The 16,287-nt window shown below is 67.1% G+C and carries 15 protein-coding genes; 7 read left to right on the top strand and 8 right to left on the bottom strand.

Translation table 11 applies throughout. From position 1 onward, the window contains the following. Positions 1-66: 66 nt before the first annotated feature. Positions 67-1,104, bottom strand: a complete 1,038-nt coding sequence (locus QZH52_RS27260) for a bifunctional riboflavin kinase/FAD synthetase (protein WP_301813865.1) — start codon at positions 1,102-1,104, stop codon at positions 67-69. Positions 1,105-1,268: 164 nt separating this feature from the next. Between QZH52_RS27260 and QZH52_RS27255 the strand changes: the two genes are divergently transcribed. Continuing rightward, positions 1,269-1,826, top strand: coding sequence for an HNH endonuclease (locus QZH52_RS27255; protein WP_286369795.1), 558 nt, complete (start codon positions 1,269-1,271; stop codon positions 1,824-1,826). Between the two features lie 14 nt (positions 1,827-1,840). On the opposite strand, the gene QZH52_RS27250 is transcribed toward QZH52_RS27255, so the two are convergent. The 3 genes from QZH52_RS27250 to QZH52_RS27240 form a co-directional block, all read right to left on the bottom strand. Beyond that, entirely contained in the window at positions 1,841-3,217 is a 1,377-nt protein-coding gene (locus tag QZH52_RS27250) for an alpha/beta fold hydrolase (protein ID WP_301813864.1), read from the bottom strand. Between the two features lie 88 nt (positions 3,218-3,305). Further along, positions 3,306-4,421, bottom strand: a complete 1,116-nt coding sequence (locus tag QZH52_RS27245) for an acyl-CoA dehydrogenase family protein (RefSeq protein ID WP_301813863.1) — start codon at positions 4,419-4,421, stop codon at positions 3,306-3,308. 24 nt (positions 4,422-4,445) lie between these two features. Beyond that, positions 4,446-5,627: an acyl-CoA dehydrogenase family protein gene (locus tag QZH52_RS27240; protein WP_286534426.1), complete on the bottom strand. Its 1,182-nt coding sequence runs from the start codon at positions 5,625-5,627 to the stop codon at positions 4,446-4,448. Positions 5,628-5,770: 143 nt separating this feature from the next. On the opposite strand from QZH52_RS27240, the gene purN reads away from it, so the two are divergent. Next, a complete protein-coding gene (gene purN / locus QZH52_RS27235; protein WP_301813862.1) occupies positions 5,771-6,355 on the top strand; it encodes a phosphoribosylglycinamide formyltransferase in 585 nt (194 codons plus the stop codon). Between the two features lie 16 nt (positions 6,356-6,371). Here the strand turns inward: purN and QZH52_RS27230 are convergent, their stop codons facing one another. Further along, positions 6,372-6,617: a DUF1653 domain-containing protein gene (locus QZH52_RS27230; RefSeq protein ID WP_301813860.1), complete on the bottom strand. Its 246-nt coding sequence runs from the start codon at positions 6,615-6,617 to the stop codon at positions 6,372-6,374. A gap of 35 nt (positions 6,618-6,652) precedes the next feature. Between QZH52_RS27230 and QZH52_RS27225 the strand changes: the two genes are divergently transcribed. The 3 genes from QZH52_RS27225 (at position 6,653) to QZH52_RS27215 (ending at position 11,236) form a co-directional block, all read left to right on the top strand. Next, the gene (locus tag QZH52_RS27225; RefSeq protein WP_301813859.1) at positions 6,653-8,512 is read left to right on the top strand and encodes a M48 family metallopeptidase; all 1,860 of its coding nucleotides are present in this window, start codon (positions 6,653-6,655) and stop codon (positions 8,510-8,512) included. 107 nt (positions 8,513-8,619) lie between these two features. Further along, entirely contained in the window at positions 8,620-9,891 is a 1,272-nt protein-coding gene (locus tag QZH52_RS27220) for an RsmB/NOP family class I SAM-dependent RNA methyltransferase (RefSeq protein WP_301813857.1), read from the top strand. Positions 9,892-10,021: 130 nt separating this feature from the next. Continuing rightward, entirely contained in the window at positions 10,022-11,236 is a 1,215-nt protein-coding gene (locus tag QZH52_RS27215) for a DesA family fatty acid desaturase (RefSeq protein WP_286524913.1), read from the top strand. Between the two features lie 119 nt (positions 11,237-11,355). On the opposite strand, the gene rpmG is transcribed toward QZH52_RS27215, so the two are convergent. From rpmG to trxB, 3 genes are all read right to left on the bottom strand, one after another. Then, on the bottom strand, positions 11,356-11,529 hold the full coding sequence (rpmG, locus tag QZH52_RS27210; RefSeq protein WP_007830291.1) for a 50S ribosomal protein L33: 174 nt from the start codon (positions 11,527-11,529) through the stop codon (positions 11,356-11,358). Positions 11,530-11,540: 11 nt separating this feature from the next. Further along, entirely contained in the window at positions 11,541-11,774 is a 234-nt protein-coding gene (gene rpmB / locus QZH52_RS27205) for a 50S ribosomal protein L28 (protein WP_028251282.1), read from the bottom strand. 192 nt (positions 11,775-11,966) lie between these two features. Beyond that, positions 11,967-12,917 carry a thioredoxin-disulfide reductase gene (gene trxB, locus QZH52_RS27200; protein ID WP_286524911.1) on the bottom strand — a complete coding sequence of 317 codons (951 nt, stop codon included), beginning with the start codon at positions 12,915-12,917 and terminating at the stop codon, positions 11,967-11,969. A gap of 166 nt (positions 12,918-13,083) precedes the next feature. On the opposite strand from trxB, the gene QZH52_RS27195 reads away from it, so the two are divergent. Both QZH52_RS27195 and QZH52_RS27190 read left to right on the top strand, forming a co-directional pair. Beyond that, positions 13,084-13,758, top strand: coding sequence for a Crp/Fnr family transcriptional regulator (locus QZH52_RS27195; RefSeq protein WP_286538558.1), 675 nt, complete (start codon positions 13,084-13,086; stop codon positions 13,756-13,758). A gap of 130 nt (positions 13,759-13,888) precedes the next feature. Then, positions 13,889-16,276, top strand: coding sequence for a DNA translocase FtsK (locus QZH52_RS27190; protein WP_286524910.1), 2,388 nt, complete (start codon positions 13,889-13,891; stop codon positions 16,274-16,276). Positions 16,277-16,287 lie beyond the last annotated feature (11 nt).

Genomic DNA, 16,287 nt, shown 5'->3' with positions numbered 1-16,287 from the left:
GAGGGGGGCATGCGGCCCCTGGCATCCCAGGGCGGCCGAACGCGGCGGAAATCGACGGTTTCCGCTCTAAATTCGGTCGCGCGTGGTCTGGCGATGGGTCTCGGCGTGGGTGGATGCAAAGAACGCGCGCGCGTCGCGGCCATCCTTCGCGATGCCCGCCGTCAGGGCCTCGAGGCTGGTGTAGCGCAATTCGTCGTGCAGTTTGTGCAGCAGTTCCACGCGCACGATTTTACCGTAGGCCCCCTCGCTGCCCAGTTCGGCGGGCCAATCGAGGCAGTGGGTTTCGAGCAACACCCGGCCGGCGTTGACGTCGTTGGCGTCCAGCGAAGGGCGTACGCCCAGGTTGGCGACCCCCGGCAGCGGTGTGTCGGCCAGCCCGTGCACCAGCACCGCGAAGATGCCGCTGGCGGCCGGCTTCCAGTGCTTGAAGCGCAGGTTGAGGGTCCGGAAGCCGTCGTTTCGGCCCGGCGCCGAGGCGCCCAGGGCGCGTCCCAGCTTGCGGCCGTGGACCACATGGCCCGAGATCGCGTAGGGCCGGCCCAGCAGGGCCTGGACATCGCCCATCCGGCCTTCGGCCAGCGCTTCACGAACCGCCGAACTCGACACCCGCAGCCCGTGCACCTCGTAGCTGTTCATGCGGGCGACGTCGAAGCCGTGCTGTTCGCCGGCGCGGTCGAGCATCGCGTAGTCGCCGGCGCGCTTGGCGCCGAACCGGAAATCGTCGCCGACCAGCACGTAGCGCGCGCCCAGGCCTTCGATCAGCACGTGCTGGATGAATTCTTCCGGCGTCTGCGAGGCCAGCCGGGCGTCGAAGGGCAGCACGATGGTCTGCGCCACGCCGCCGGCGGCGAGTTCGCCGAGCTTGTCGCGCAGGGTGCCGATGCGCGCCGGCGCCAGTTCGGGCCGCTTGGTCAGCGCCGCGAAGTAGTCGCGCGGGTGCGGCTCGAAGGTCAGCACGCAGCTCGGCAGCCCGCGCAGCCGCGCCTCGGTGTTGAGCAGCCCCAGCATCGCCTGGTGGCCACGGTGCACACCGTCGAAATTGCCAATGGTCAGGGCGCAGGCCGGAGCCACGCCCGGATGCCTGAAACCCCGGAAAACCTGCATTGTCAGTATCTTTTTGATAGCACTTTGCGCCCATGGAATGGGCACGTGAAGGCCTTTTTGTCACAAAGCCGGTATATTGTGACGCACTGCGTCATGCGCAAGCCTCTCAGGCAAGCGTCTTGTCCTGGTCTTTCCGTGGTTCTCTTTTCTCGAGGAGGCGTCTGGTGAAGGTCTTGAAGCTGTCGGCCCAAGGGCTGCCCCAATCGTGGATTTCGCTCGAACAGGCGGTGATCCACTACGCCTCCGACGAGGTCCGGTGGGAAGTGGGCGCGCAGGTGGCGGTGTTCCGGGGCGGCCACAACGCGGTCACCGGCCAGCAGTCGCAGATCGCGATCAACAGCATCATCGGCACCAAGGGCGTGCCGCGCATCAATCCCTTCACGCAGCGCCCGGGCCTCACCAACAGCAAGCTGTTCGCCCGCGACCGCAATGTCTGCGCCTACTGCGGCGGCCACTTCCACGAAGACGAACTCACCCGCGAGCACATCATCCCGTTCGCCCAGAAGGGCATCGACACCTGGATGAACGTGGTCACGGCCTGCCGCCCCTGCAACCATCGCAAGAGCAGCCGCACGCCCGAGCAGGCCGGCATGGCGCTGCTGTACGCGCCCTACGTGCCCAGCCTTTGGGAGGATTTCATCCTGCGCAACCGCCGCATCCTGGCGGACCAGATGGAGTTTCTGATGGCCCACCTGCCGCAGAGTTCGAGGCTGCACGGATAGGCGAATCGCAGCCGTCAGTAGGTCAGTTCGAGCACGCTGACCTCTCCCTGCGCCAGCGGCCAGGTGCGCCCCACCACGCGTTCGCCATTGAACTCGGCTTCCACCGGCCGCGACATATCGCTGCCCAGCTTGATCTTCGAGCTCGACACGCCGGCACCCTTCGGCGGCACGCCCGGTGGCGTCGATTGGCCGTCGAAGCGCATGCGGTCGCGCTCGGCATCGAAATAGCCGCGCGGCCGCGTGAAGATCACCAGGGCCCGGGCGTCGCGATCGGCCTCCGCGATGCGTTCCGGACGCAGCTGGACGATGCCGCTCGAGCGCGGGAAGGCGTTGCGGTAGATGTGGGTCGTGGCGTAGCCGGGCGCCGCCAGGACGAACTCGTAGGCGGTGGGGCGGCCGGCGAACGGTCCCCAGCGGCCGTCCGTCCCGATCGTCTGCTCCCAGGCCGCGGGGCCGCGCCGGGTTCCGCTGGCCGGGTCGACCGCGAACACCGACAGGCGGGCGCCCGCCAGTGGCAGGTTGTCGGGAAAATTGCCGCTCGCGGGGTCCGTCGGATCAAGGCCCAGGCCCGTGACCTTGCCGGACAGCGCCACCGAATCCTCGGGGATCGGTTGCAGGGTGCGCGGCGCCTCGCCGGTGAGAAAGCGCCAAGTCGCCTCGAAGGCGGCCGGCGAGAAGGATGTCTCGCGGTGATCGACCCGCGGCAGCACCAGGTTGGTCGCGCCCTTGAGCGCCGGCCCATCGAAGCCGATCAGCGTCGGTTGGCCCTTGCTGCCGATCCACAGGCCGTCCGGCTGGGCGTACTTGTCATTGTTGTCCGAGCGCAGCGTGAGCCATTTCACGCCCGGCGTCACCTCGTGGCCCTCGGCGTTCTTCGGTGCGTTGAGCCGCTGCAGGAAAGCGCTCAAGCCGGAAAACTCGCTGCCCTCGGCGCGCCCCTTCACGGCCCAGATGCCGTGCGCCGGATTGCCGCCCAGCACCACGTGGCTCACGACCCGGTCGCCGCCGCCGTTCTGCACATAGTTGCGGATCGTGTTGCCGCCGCGCGAGTTGCCGATCAGCACGACCTGGGTGGCGCCGGTGCTTTTCAGGACCCGTTCCACCTCGGCCTTCAGAAAGGCCATCGATTCGGCGGTCGAGCTTCGTCCCGGCTGGGCCACGCCGTCGTCGTCGCGCGCCAGCGGGAAGGGCTGGTCGGCCGCGAAGAGGCGGTCGCGCGGCCAGCCGTTTGATTCGAAGCGCCAGATCGTGGTCTGCCACAGCGCGGCCGAGTCGCCGTTGCCGTGGACGAACACGATCGGCGGCCGCTCGCCGGTCGGCACAGTGGTCGAACAGGCAGCGAGCAGGGCGGTTGCGCAACCGAGTGCGATCAAGTGGCGGCGAGTGTGCATGGAATGACGGGTCTCGATTGAAAATGAAAGCGCCCGCGGGCAAGGCCGGCGGGCGCGAAGGACTATCGGGCCGAACAACGATCGACGGTCAGGCGAACACCCCCGCCGTATCCTGCATGCGGGCCGACACTTCGCCCAGGTGATGCAGGCTGTCGCCGAAGGTCATCTCCAGCTGCGTGAGCTTGCGGAAGTAGTGGCTGCCGATGTATTCGTCGGTCACGCCGATGCCGCCGTGCAGCTGCACCGACTGCTGGCCCACGAAGCGCATCGAGACGCCGAGCTGGTACTTGGCGCGCGCCATCGCCTGGCGCCGTTCGGCCGCCGGCGCATTCAGCTTGAGGCTGGCGTAGTAGCTCATCGAGCGCGCCAGTTCGACCTGCATCTTCATGTCGGCGACCCGATGGCGCAGCGCCTGGAAGCTCGCGATGGCGACGCCGAACTGCTTGCGCGTGTTCATGTAGTCGACCGTCACCGCGAGCGTCTGGTCCATCACGCCGACCGCTTCGGCGCAGGTCGAGGCGATGCCGATGTCGACGCCGTGTTCGAGTGCGGCCAGGCCGTCGCGCGTGAGCAGCGTGGCGGCGGCGCCGTCGAACACCACTTCGGCCGCGCGGCTGCCGTCCTGCGTGCCGTAGCCGCGGGCGGCGACGCCATCGGCGGCGCGCTCGACCAGGAACAACGCGATCTTGCCGTCGAGCTGCGCCGGCACCAGGAAGGCATCGGCCTCGTCGCCGGCCGGCACCAGGCTCTTGGTGCCGTGCAGCGTGAAGCTGTCGCCGGCCTTCTGCGCCTTTGCCTCGCAGACGTCGAGGCGGTAGCGCGCCTTGCGTTCCTGGTAGGCCAGCACCACCAGCGCCTGGCCGCCGGCGATGCGCGGCAGCCAGCTGTCCTTGGTGTCGGCGTCGGCGTGGCCGGCCAGCAGGGCGCCGGCGATGAAGGATTGCGCCAGCGGCTCGAGCACGATGCCGCGGCCCAGCTCTTCCATCACCACCATGCCCTCGACCGGGCCCATGCCCAGGCCGCCTTCGTCTTCTGGAATGTAGAGGCCGCCGAGGCCGAGTTCGGCCAGTTCGTCCCAGGTTTCGCGCGAGAAGCCGCCGGCGGCCTCGATGCCGCGGCGGCGCTCGAAGCCATAGCCCTTTTCGACCCACTTGGCGACCGCGTCGCGAAGCTGCTGCTGGTCGTCGCTGAAATTGAAGTCCATTGCTTGATCCTTGTCAGTTCGCTTTCAACCCAGCACCGTCTGGGCGACGATGTTGCGCTGCACTTCGTTGCTGCCGCCGTAGATGGTGGTCTTGCGCATGTTGAAGTAGGTCGATGTGAGCGGGGCCAGCTGCGGATGGCCGCCCGGGAAGTTGCCCTGCCAGCCGGCTTCCATGGCCTCGCGGATCAGCGGCAGCGCGTACGGGCCGCCGGCCAGCATCATCAGCTCGGAGTAGCGCTGCTGGATCTCGCTGCCCTTGATCTTGAGCAGCCCGGCGATGTCGAGCGAGTTCTTGCCCGAGGTGGCGGCCGACAGCACCCGCAGCACCAGCATCTCGAGCGCGACCACGTCGACTTCGAGCTTGGCGATCTCGTCGCGGAAGCGGGCGTCTTCCCAGACGCCTTCGCTCTTGGCGAGGCGCTTGAGGCGCTCCAGCTCGCGCTTGGCACGGTTGACGTCGGCGATGTTGGTGCGCTCGTGCGAGAGCAGGTGCTTGGCGTAGGTCCAGCCCTTGTTTTCTTCGCCGATCAGGTTCTCGGCCGGCACCTCGACGTTGTCGAAGAAGACCTCGTTGACCTCGTAGCCGCCGTCGAGCAGCTTGATCGGGCGCACCGTGACGCCCTTGGATTTCATGTCGACCAGCAGGAAGCTGATGCCGGTCTGCGGCTTGCCCTCGTTGCTGGTGCGCACCAGGCAGAAGATCCACTCGCCGTACTGGCCCAGCGTGGTCCAGGTCTTCTGGCCGTTGACGATGTACTTGTCGCCCTGGCGTTCGGCCTTGGTCTTGACCGAAGCCAGGTCCGAACCGGAACCCGGTTCGCTGTAGCCCTGGCTCCACCAGACCTCGCCGCTCGCGATCCCGGGCAGGAAGCGCTTGTGCTGCTCGGGATTGCCGTAGGCCATGATCACCGGCGCCACCATCACGGGACCGAAGGGGACGATGCGCGGCGCGCCGGCCAGCGCGGCCTCTTCCTCGAACAGGTGCTTCTCGACCGCGGTCCAGCCGGGGCCGCCGAATTCCTTCGGCCAGCCATAGCCCAGCCAGCCCTTCTTGCCGAGGATCTTGGCCCAGCGCTGCAGGTCGTCGCGCGTCAGTTCGAGCGCGTTGTGCACCTTGTGCGAGATGTCTTGGGGAAGGTTTTCTTTGACCCAGGCGCGAATATCTTCGCGGAACTTCTGTTCTTCGGGTGTGAAGCTCAAATCCATGCGTGCCTCGCTGTGTTGATCGATGCGCCGCGGATGCGGCGTGTCTCCGGAACCGCCGGTTTTAGCACGGTCGTGCGCTTCCGGGGTGTCCGCGCCGCGACAACGCGGGCGGCGGAAATGCGCAACGGATAATCCCGCGTCCGATGAAGAATATTGTGATCCTTATCTCCGGCGGCGGGTCGAACATGGCGGCCATCGTGCGGGCCGCCGAGCAGGAGCGCTGGGCCGCCCGTTTCGATGCCCGCATCGCCGCCGTCATCAGCAACAAGCCGGATGCGGCGGGCCTGGCCCTTGCCCGGGCGGCCGGCATCGCGACCGCGGTGGTCCCGCACAAGGATTTCGCCAGCCGCGAGGACTTCGACGCCGCGCTGGCGCAAGCCATCGACGCCCATGCGCCGTCGCTGGTCGTGCTGGCCGGCTTCATGCGCATCCTGACGCCGGGCTTCGTGAGCCGCTACGCGGGCCGCCTGCTCAACATCCACCCCTCGCTGCTGCCCGCTTTTCCCGGGCTGCACACCCACCAGCGCGCCATCGACGCCGGCTGCAAGGTGGCGGGCCTCACGGTGCACCAGGTGACGGTGGAACTCGACCACGGGCCGATCCTGGCGCAGGCGGTGGTGCCGGTGCTGCCCGACGACACCGCGGCGAGCCTGGCAGAACGTGTGCTGGTTCACGAACATCGGGTTTACCCGCAAGCAATTGCCGCCTGGCTAATAGAAACAAAATGACACAATCAACGAGGTCTCATTTATTCTCTTCGAGCTTCACGAAGCGCAGTTGTGACGAGCCGTCGATCTCCACGCGATCGCCAAACATGGCGGCTGGGCGCACCCAGAGCCCGCGCTCGCCGTAGAGCGCGCGGTAGAGCGTCATCGGCTCCAGCGTCTCGCTGTGGCGCGCGGTGCCCAGGACTTCGTATTCGCCGCCCTTGTAGTGGCGGTAGCGGCCGGGCGGGGTCTCGATCAGGGGTGGCAGGTCGTCGTCGTTCACGCTGTGTATTTCCTTCAGGGAATTGAAAGGTCGGGATGGATAGGGCGGATTTTGTTCATCTCGTGCGCCTGAGCGAGCATGCCAGCGCCGACGACAGCGACGGCTACCGGCGCGGGGTCGCGGTCTTCGCCGCGCTGGGCTACCTCTGGGTCTTCGCCTGCCTGGGGCTGGCGGCCGGGATCATCGCCTGGGTGGTCGGTGGGCTCGGCCAGGGCGTGCGCTTCAGCTTCACGCGGGGCTGGCTGCTGCTGTTCGCGCTCGGTCTGCTGTGGGCCACGCTGCGCGCGCTCTGGGTGCGCTTCGACGAGCCCGACGGCGTCCCCCTTGAGCGCGCGGACGCGCCGGCGCTGTTCGAGGCGCTGGACCGCATCCGGCAGCGCATCGATGGGCCGGCGGTGCACCGCGTCTACCTCGACAGCGAATTCAACGCCAGCATCCGGCAACTGCCGCGCTTCGGCCTCTTCGGCGGCGCGGTCAACCACCTCAGCATCGGCTTGCCGCTGCTGATGGCGCTGGACCGCCGGCGCCTGCTGTCGGTCCTGGCGCACGAATACGGGCACCTGCGCGGCAACCACGGCAAGCTGAGCGCCTGGATCTACCGCACCCGGATGTCCTGGCTCAAGCTGGACGCCAGCTTCCAGCGCGACGAGGGCGTGATGGCGTTCGCGTCGCAGGCCTTCTTCCGCTGGTACTTCCCGCGCTTCGCGGCCAAGACCTTCGCGCTGGCGCGCCAGGACGAATACGAAGCCGACCGCGTGGCGGCCCGCCTGCTGGGCACGCGGGTGGTGGCCGGCGCCCTGACCGAGATCGTGGTCAAGAGCGCCTGGTATGCCGAGACCTTCTGGCCGGCGCACTGGTCGCGGGCGGCCGGCGAGCCGATCCCGGCCGGCCCGTTCTCCGCGATGGCATCGCAGCTGAGGGCGCCGATGGCGCCGGACTTCGCGCGCGCCGCTCTGCGTGCCGCGCTGCGCAGCGTCAGCGATGTCGACGACACCCATCCGGTGCTGCGGGACCGCCTGGAAGCGCTCGACGAGAAGCCGGGCCTGCCGTCCTGGTCCGAGAAATCGGCGCTGGCGCTGCTGGCCGACGCGCCGCGCTGGACCGCCCATTTCGACGACGAATGGCGCCGCGACCATGCCACCGACTGGAAACAGCACCATGCCTACCTGGTGCGGGTCGGCGAGCGGGTGGCGGCACTGGCCGCCAGCTCCGGGCGCAACAACGCGGACGAGATGGTCGAGTGGGCCGACTGCGCCCGCCGCCTCGACGCCGCGGCCGACGTGCGCGGTCACTACGAGCGCGCCCTGCAGCTGACCGAGAACCACCCCGGTGCGCTGCGCGGCCTGGCGCAGCTGCTGCCGGCGCAGGACCGCGGCGCCCGGCTCGCGGTGCTCGAGCGGCTGCACGAATCCAGCGTGGCCAGCCGTTGGTGGGCTGCCAGGACCGCGGTCGCCGCGCTCGAGGATCCGGATGCCGGAGGCCACGACGAGCGCGCGCTCAAGCTCTGGCGCGAGCGGACCAAGGCGGCGGAAGAAGCCGAGCAGCGGGCCTGGGAAGAAATCACCGCCACACCCTGCTTCAGCCAAATCACCCGCCACGACCTGAGCGAGTTCGAACTCGGCGAGCTGAAGGCCGATCTGGGGCGCTGCATGCCGGTGTCGCGGGCCTGGCTGGTGCGCAAGAACCTGCGCGAGTTCCCGTGGCGGCGGGCCTACGTGGTGTTCCTCGAGTTGCCGCAGATGGGCGACGACGAGCGCTGGCAGCTGTGCCGGCAGCTCGAACAGACCCTGAGCCTGCCGGGCGCCGCGCTGGTGCTTTGGGCCGGCCATTCGCCGACGCTGGAGCAGATCGAGCGCCAGGCGTTCGGCGCGATTTGGGCCCGAACCGCCGAATGAATGTGGCCCCCACGCTCCCCCACTTCGTGTGGGTCTCTGCCCCCCGAGGGGGCCGCAGGCCGCCTTGGGGCGGCCCGGCGCCGGCCTGTGGCTGAGACAATCGGGGCATGCACCCCAAAGCCCTGCTTGACGCCACCGCCGACCTGGTTGGCCTGGTCCTGAAATTCGATCACCCGGCCGACCAGGTCGTTTCACGCTTCTTCCGCGACCACCGCGAGTTCGGGCCGCGCGAGCGTGCGACCCTGGCCGAGACGGTCTACACGGTGCTGCGCAAGAAGCTGCTGTTCGACCACCTGTCGCCCTCTGGCAGCGGCCCGAAAGAGCGCCGGATGGCGATCCTCGGCTTTCACGGTCCGCGCGATTTCCTCAAGAGCGCCCTCAACGACACCGAAAAGCGCTGGCTCGACAACTGCGACGCCGTCAAGCAGGACGACCTGCTCGAGCGCCATCGCCACAACCTGCCCGAGTGGCTGGTGGCGCCGCTCAAGGCGCAGCTCGGCGACCAGTTCTGGCCGCTGGTCGAAAGCCTGCAGCAGCCGGCGCCGCTCGACCTGCGGGTCAACGCGCTCAGCGACAAGCGGCCCGATCTGCAGAAGGAGCTCGCCAAGGCGTCGATCAAGGCCATCCCGACCCCGTTCTCGCCCTGGGGCCTGCGGGTCGACGGCAAGCCGGCGCTGAACAAGCTGGATGCCTTCACCCGTGGCGCGCTCGAGGTGCAGGACGAGGGTTCCCAGCTGCTGGCGCTGCTGCTCGACGCCAAGCGCGGCGAAATGGTGGTCGATTTCTGCGCCGGTGCCGGCGGCAAGACCCTGGCCATCGGTGCCACCATGCGCAACACCGGCCGGCTCTATGCCTTCGACACCTCCGCCCACCGGCTCGATGCGCTGAAGCCCCGGCTGGCGCGCAGCGGGCTGTCGAACGTCCATCCGGCGGCCATCGCCCACGAGCGCGACGACCGCATCAAGCGGCTGGCCGGCAAGATCGACCGGGTGCTGGTCGACGCGCCGTGCTCGGGCCTGGGGACGCTGCGGCGCAACCCGGACCTGAAGTGGCGCCAGTCGCCGCAGTCGGTTCAGGAGCTGACGGTCAAGCAGGCCGCGATCCTGCAGAGCGCGGCCCGCCTGGTGAAATCGGGAGGCCGGCTGGTCTACGCCACCTGCAGCGTGCTGCCGGAGGAAAACGAGGCCATCGCCGAAGCCTTCGCTGCCGCCAACCCCGATTTCGAGCCGCAGGATGCGGCCGGACTGCTGGCGGGATTGAAGGTCGAGGGCGCCGATGCGCTGTGCGCCGGCGGCGACGGCGGCACCCGCTATCTGCGGCTCTGGCCCCATCGGCATGCAACGGACGGTTTTTTTGCCGCCGTGTGGAACCGAAAATAGGCGGCAGGACCCAAAGAAGGGTAAAACTTGCGGCAAATCAAGGATTTAAGCCCCTTTTCAGGCTCGAACCTTTAAAATCCCTGGTTACCTGAAGGCTGCACCTTCGTGCGGCCATGGAGTACTGAACTCAATGTTGCTTCCTGACTCTGCCGTACTGAGCGCGGCCATCGACTGGCTCGGACACGGCTTGTGGGACCTCGCATGGTGGCAAGTCGTGCTGTACACGCTCGTCACCACGCACATCACGATCGCGGCGGTCACGATCTTCCTGCACCGGACGCAAACGCACCGGGCCATGGACCTGGGCCCGATTCCCTCGCATTTCTTCCGCTTCTGGCTCTGGCTGGGCACCGGCATGGTGACCAAGGAATGGGTCGCCATCCACCGCAAGCACCACGCCAAGTGCGAAACCGTGGACGACCCGCACAGCCCGCAGGTCAAGGGCATCGACGAAGTCATGTGGCGCGGCGCCGAGCTGTACCGCAAAGAATCGAAGAACAAGGAAACGATGGAGCGTTTCGGCCACGGCACGCCCAACGACTGGATCGAGCGCAACCTGTACACCCGCTACAGCTGGCAGGGCGTGGGCCTGATGCTGATCATCAACGTCGCCCTGTTCGGCATGCTCGGCCTGACCGTCTGGGCGGTGCAGATGCTCTGGATTCCGTTCTGGGCCGCCGGCGTCGTCAACGGCATCGGCCACTTCTGGGGCTACCGCAATTTCGAAGCCACTGACGCCAGCACCAACCTGATCCCCTGGGGGATCATCATCGGCGGCGAAGAGCTCCACAACAACCACCACACCTACCCGACCTCGGCCAAGTTCTCGGTCAAGAAGTACGAGTTCGACATCGGCTGGGTCTACATCAGCCTGATGCAGAAGATCGGCTGGGCCAAGGTCAAGAAGCTGCCGCCCAAGATGCAGTTGGGCGACGTGGTGCCGGTGGCCAACGAGAAGACCCTCGAGGCCGTGATCGCGAACCGCTATGAAGTCATGGCCGGCTATGCGCGCGAAATGCGCCGTGCCACCCGCGAAGAGCTGGCGCAGCTCAAGGCCAAGGGCGCCGACCTGTCGGTGCTGAAGGCGGCCAAGACCTGGCTGCACCGCGACGACGACAAGGTCCCGGCTGCTGCGCGCTCGAACCTGGTCCAGGCCCGCGCGGCCCACCCGGTGCTCGACAAGATGGTGACCATGCGCGAAGAGCTGCGCCAGTTGTGGCTCAACACCTCGAATTCGCGCGAGCAGCTGGCGGCCGACCTGGCCGCCTGGTGCCACCGCGCCGAGGCCAGCGGCATCGCCGGCCTGCGCGAGTTCTCGACCCGCCTGCGTGCAGCCCGCGCCTGACACTGCTGCGCCCCCACTGAAAAGCCGGCTTTCGAGCCGGCTTTTTCTTGCCTGCACCAATTGGCGGGCAACAAAAAACCCGCTGGATCGCAGCGGGTTTTTTATGGGAAAGCGCCGAATTACTTCAGCTTGATTTCCTTGTATTCGACGTGCTTGCGCGCCTTCGGGTCGAACTTCATGATCGACATCTTTTCAGGCATCGTCTTCTTGTTCTTGCTGGTCGTGTAGAAATGGCCGGTACCCGCGGTGGATTCCAGCTTGATCTTCTCGCGTCCGCCTTTGCTCGTTGCCATGATTCAGCTCCTTAAGCTTGGCCGCGTGCACGCAGGTCTGCGAGCACGGCGTCGATGCCGTTCTTGTCGATCAGGCGCAGGGCAGCGCTCGAAACCCGCAGGCGAACCCAGCGGTTTTCCGTTTCGACCCAGAAACGACGGTATTGCAGGTTCGGCAGGAACCGGCGCTTGGTTTTGTTGTTGGCGTGGGAAACATTGTTTCCGACCATCGGGCCCTTGCCCGTGACTTCGCAGACGCGTGCCATGTTGGACACTCTTTCTTGAACAGCTGGCACCAAGGCAACGCAGCAGGGTTGCGTGGGTGGTTTGCAGCTTGACCTCGCCAGAAAACGGGTGGCGGTACCCCGGCTTGCCGCCCCGACCACATGGGTCAATTTCGGCAAAGCCTTGGATTATAGCCCAATCACCCTCTCCGCTCCAGTGAGGCTGCCTGCCGCTTACTCCTGCTCGAGGAATCGCTGGGCGTCCAGGGCGGCCATGCAGCCGGTCCCGGCGCTGGTGATGGCCTGGCGGTAGACATGGTCCTGCACGTCGCCTGCAGCGAACACGCCGGGCACGCTGGTCATGGTCGCGAAGCCCTGCAGGCCCGAGCGGGTGAGGATGTAGCCGTCCTTCATCTCGAGCTGGCCCTGGAAGATGTCGGTGTTCGGGTGGTGGCCGATGGCGATGAAGCAGCCCTTGAGCTGCAGGTCCTCGGTGGCGCCGGTCTGGGTGTTCTTGAGCCGGATGCCGGTCACACCCGAGTCGTCGCCGAGCACCTGCTCCAGCGTGTTGTGCACCTTGAGCTCGATCTTGCCCTCGGCGACCTTGGCGTGCAGCTTGTCGATCAGGATCGGCTCGGCGCGGAACTTGTCGCGCCGGTGCACCAGCGTGACCTTGCTGGCGATGTTCGACAGGTACAGTGCCTCCTCGACCGCGGTGTTGCCGCCACCGATCACGCAGACTTCCTGCTCGCGGTAGAAGAAGCCGTCGCAGGTGGCGCAGCCCGAGACGCCGCGGCCCATGAAATGCTGCTCGGAATCGAGCCCCAGGTACTTGGCCGAGGCGCCGGTGGCGATGATCAGCGCGTCGCAGGTGTAGACGCCGCTGTCGCCGGTGAGGGTGAAGGGGCGCTGGCTGAAGTCGACCTTGCTGATGTGGTCGAAGACGATCTCGGTCTTGAAGCGCTCGGCGTGCTCCAGGAAGCGCTGCATCAGGTCGGGACCCTGCACGCCGTGGACGTCGGCCGGCCAGTTGTCCACTTCGGTGGTGGTCATGAGCTGGCCGCCCTGGGCCATGCCTGTGATCAGCATCGGTTCGAGATTGGCGCGCGCCGCGTAGACTGCCGCGGTGTAGCCGGCCGGGCCGGAGCCGAGAATGAGGACCTTAGCGTGGCGAGGGGATGACATGAGTAGAAAACCTAGGATTGGCGCTGCAGCAGCGTGTACATTTTCAGGGTGTTTGATAGATATGGAGTATCACCGTTCGGTTCAAGGCCGGCCGGTGGCTCCTTTCAATGGGGGCGATTGTATGAATCCATCGGTGATGCAATCGCGCCGTTTCGGGGATTGATGAATGTCGATGTTGTCCAATCTTGAGTTGCTCCGTCGCGTGCCTTTGTTCGCAGCGCTGACGCCCGCCCAGTCCGCAAGCATCGCGGACGCGATCGTCAAGAAGCGCTTCAAGCGCGCCGAGGTCGTGGTCGAACAGGGCAAGAAGTCGGATGCGCTCTACATCATCCTGACCGGCCGGGCCCGCGTCATGAGCACCGACAGCCGGGGCCGGGAAGTCATCCTGGCGACCTTGCATCCGGGCGACTATGTCGGCGAGATGAGCATGATCGACGACGAGCCGCACTCGGCCACGGTGCGCACCGAGATCCAGACCGACGTGCTGATGCTCGGCCGGGACGCCTTCGCGCGCTGCCTGCCCGAGAACTCCTCGATGTCCTACAACATCATGCGCGGCCTGGTGTCGCGCCTGCGCCATGCCGACCGCAAGATCGAATCGCTGGCACTGATGGATGTCTACGGCCGGGTGGCGCGTTCGCTGCTCGAGTTCGCGGTCGACGACGGCGAGGGCAACCTCAAGGTGCGCGACAAGATCTCGCGCCAGGACCTGGCCAAGATGGTCGGCGCGTCGCGCGAGATGGTCAGCCGCGTCATGAAGGACCTGGAGGAGCGCGGTTTCGTCCAGACCCAGGTCGATGGCTCGATGATCGTCAAGGAACGGCTCTCATCGCTCACCTGACAGTCAGGCCGGCGGCGCCGCAGCGCGCCGGCCACAACGTCGCCGGCCCTGACAACGCGGCCGTGGGCGTTTTCGTTGTAGTGTTGCCGGATCTCCTGCCCGCCGTCGCGGGCCGGACGGCCTGCCTTTCATGACCTATTCGCTCAATACCCTTCAAAACTCCGCGGCCGGCGAGCCGCAGCCGGTCCGGCTGCGCGCAATGCGCTTCGCCCACGAGATCACGCTGATCGCCGGTTTCGTCGTGCTGCTATTCTGGCTGCTGGCAATGCTGAGCTTCACGCCGTCGGATGCTGCCTGGTCGACTTCGGGCACCGGGGGCGAGGTCAAGAACTGGGGCGGCCGCATCGGCGCCTGGCTGGCCGATGCCAGCTACTTCCTGGCCGGCTATTCGGTCTGGTGGTGCCTGGCGGCTGGGCTGCGGGTCTGGCTGTCCTCGCTGGCCGGATGGATGCGCGGCGGCGAGGCCGCCGCGGCCGAGCAAGCGCCGCGCGGGCCCTTCAATCGCAGTCGCCTGGCCTTCTGGTTCGGCCTGATCCTGCTGCTGTGCGCCAGCGCCATGCTCGAATGGTCGCGCCTCTATCGGCTCGAATTCCGGCTGCCGGGTCACGGCGGCGGGGTGCTCGGCTACCTGGTCGGCCCGGCCAGCGTGAAGTGGATGGGCTTCACCGGTTCGGCGCTGATCGCGATCGCCGGCGGCGTCATCGGTTCGGCCCTGGTGTTCCGTTTTTCCTGGGGCCAGATCGCCGAGCGCATCGGCTCCCGCCTGTATTCGCTGTTCGAGTCGCGGCGCGAGAAGCGCGAGATCGCCCAGGACATCGCCATGGGCAAGCAGGCGGTGCGCGAGCGCGAGGAACTGTCGGCTTTCGACAGCGGGCCCGAACCCGAGGTGCCCGACGAAGAGCTGCGCATCCTGCCGCGGCCCAAGCGCCGCGCGCCGTCGCCGCCGGTCCAGATCGAGCCGGCCCTGGCCGAGGTGCCGAAGAGCGACCGGGTGGCGAAGGAACGCCAGAAGCCGCTTTTCCGCGAGTTGCCCGACAGCAAGCTGCCGCAGGTCGACCTGCTCGATGCCGCGCAGGCGCGCCAGGAAACGGTGTCGGCCGACACGCTCGAGATGACCTCGCGCATGATCGAGAAGAAGCTCAAGGACTTCGGTGTCGAGGTCCGCGTGGTGCTGGCTTCGCCGGGTCCGGTGATCACCCGCTATGAGATCGAGCCCGCCACCGGCGTCAAGGGCTCGCAGATCGTGGGCCTCGCGAAGGACCTGGCGCGTTCGCTGTCGCTGGTGTCGATCCGCGTGGTCGAGACCATTCCCGGCAAGAACTACATGGCGCTCGAGCTGCCGAATGCCAAGCGGCAGTCGATCAGGCTCAGCGAGATCCTCGGATCGCAGGTCTACAACGAGGGCAAGTCGATGCTCACGATGGGCCTGGGCAAGGACATCATCGGCAATCCGGTGGTGGCCGACCTGGCCAAGATGCCGCACGTGCTGGTCGCCGGCACCACCGGCTCGGGCAAGTCGGTCGGCATCAACGCGATGATCCTGAGCCTCTTGTACAAGGCCGAGGCGCGCGACGTGCGCCTGCTCATGATCGATCCGAAGATGCTCGAGATGTCGGTCTACGAAGGCATCCCGCACCTGCTGGCGCCGGTCGTCACCGACATGCGGCAGGCGGCCCACGGCCTGAACTGGTGCGTGGCCGAGATGGAGCGCCGCTACAAGCTGATGAGCAAGCTGGGGGTGCGCAACCTGGCCGGCTACAACCAGAAGATCGACGAGGCCAAGGCGCGCGAGGAGTTCATCTACAACCCCTTCAGCCTGACGCCCGACAGCCCCGAGCCGCTGGCCCGCGAACCCCACATCGTGGTGGTGATCGACGAACTGGCCGACCTGATGATGGTGGTCGGCAAGAAGATCGAGGAACTGATCGCCCGCCTGGCGCAGAAGGCGCGGGCGGCCGGCATCCACCTGATCCTGGCGACCCAGCGGCCCAGCGTCGACGTGATCACCGGCCTCATCAAGGCCAATATCCCGACCCGCATCGCGTTCCAGGTGTCGAGCAAGATCGACTCGCGCACCATCCTCGACCAGATGGGTGCCGAGGCGCTGCTCGGCATGGGCGACATGCTCTACATGCCGAGCGGCACCGGGCTGCCGGTGCGCGTGCACGGCGCCTTCGTGAGCGACGAGGAAGTGCACCGCGTGGTCGCCTACCTCAAGTCGCAAGGGGAGCCGGACTACATCGAAGGCGTGCTCGAAGGCGGTACGGTCGATGGCGACGGCGATCTGCTGGGCGAAGGCGGCGGCGATGGCGGCGGCGAGAAGGACCCGATGTATGACCAGGCGGTCGAGGTCGTGCTGAAGCACCGCAAGGCCAGCATCTCGCTGGTGCAGCGCCACTTGAAGATCGGCTACAACCGGGCCGCGCGGCTGGTCGAGGACATGGAGAACGCCGGCCTGGTGAGCGCCATGAGCGGCAGCGGCCAGCGCGAGATCCTGGTCCCGGCCCGGGCCGAGTGAACGGAGTCCAG

This window comes from Variovorax ginsengisoli (assembly GCF_030486595.1).
Lineage (GTDB): Bacteria > Pseudomonadota > Gammaproteobacteria > Burkholderiales > Burkholderiaceae_C > Variovorax > Variovorax ginsengisoli_B.
The sequence above is the reverse complement of the archived record's forward strand: the minus strand, read 5'-3'. Positions and strand labels throughout refer to the sequence as shown.

Excerpts from the sequence above, each read along its gene's own strand:
- QZH52_RS27260 (WP_301813865.1), bottom strand. The coding sequence starts at position 1,104 with ATGCAGGTTTTCCGGGGTTTCAGGCATCCGGGCGTGGCTCCGGCCTGC.
- QZH52_RS27250 (WP_301813864.1), bottom strand. The coding sequence starts at position 3,217 with ATGCACACTCGCCGCCACTTGATCGCACTCGGTTGCGCAACCGCCCTG.
- QZH52_RS27245 (WP_301813863.1), bottom strand. The coding sequence starts at position 4,421 with ATGGACTTCAATTTCAGCGACGACCAGCAGCAGCTTCGCGACGCGGTC.
- QZH52_RS27240 (WP_286534426.1), bottom strand. The coding sequence starts at position 5,627 with ATGGATTTGAGCTTCACACCCGAAGAACAGAAGTTCCGCGAAGATATT.
- purN (WP_301813862.1), top strand. The coding sequence starts at position 5,771 with ATGAAGAATATTGTGATCCTTATCTCCGGCGGCGGGTCGAACATGGCG.
- QZH52_RS27225 (WP_301813859.1), top strand. The coding sequence starts at position 6,653 with ATGGATAGGGCGGATTTTGTTCATCTCGTGCGCCTGAGCGAGCATGCC.
- QZH52_RS27220 (WP_301813857.1), top strand. The coding sequence starts at position 8,620 with ATGCACCCCAAAGCCCTGCTTGACGCCACCGCCGACCTGGTTGGCCTG.
- QZH52_RS27215 (WP_286524913.1), top strand. The coding sequence starts at position 10,022 with ATGTTGCTTCCTGACTCTGCCGTACTGAGCGCGGCCATCGACTGGCTC.
- rpmG (WP_007830291.1), bottom strand. The coding sequence starts at position 11,529 with ATGGCAACGAGCAAAGGCGGACGCGAGAAGATCAAGCTGGAATCCACC.
- rpmB (WP_028251282.1), bottom strand. The coding sequence starts at position 11,774 with ATGGCACGCGTCTGCGAAGTCACGGGCAAGGGCCCGATGGTCGGAAAC.
- trxB (WP_286524911.1), bottom strand. The coding sequence starts at position 12,917 with ATGTCATCCCCTCGCCACGCTAAGGTCCTCATTCTCGGCTCCGGCCCG.
- QZH52_RS27195 (WP_286538558.1), top strand. The coding sequence starts at position 13,084 with ATGTCGATGTTGTCCAATCTTGAGTTGCTCCGTCGCGTGCCTTTGTTC.
- QZH52_RS27190 (WP_286524910.1), top strand. The coding sequence starts at position 13,889 with ATGACCTATTCGCTCAATACCCTTCAAAACTCCGCGGCCGGCGAGCCG.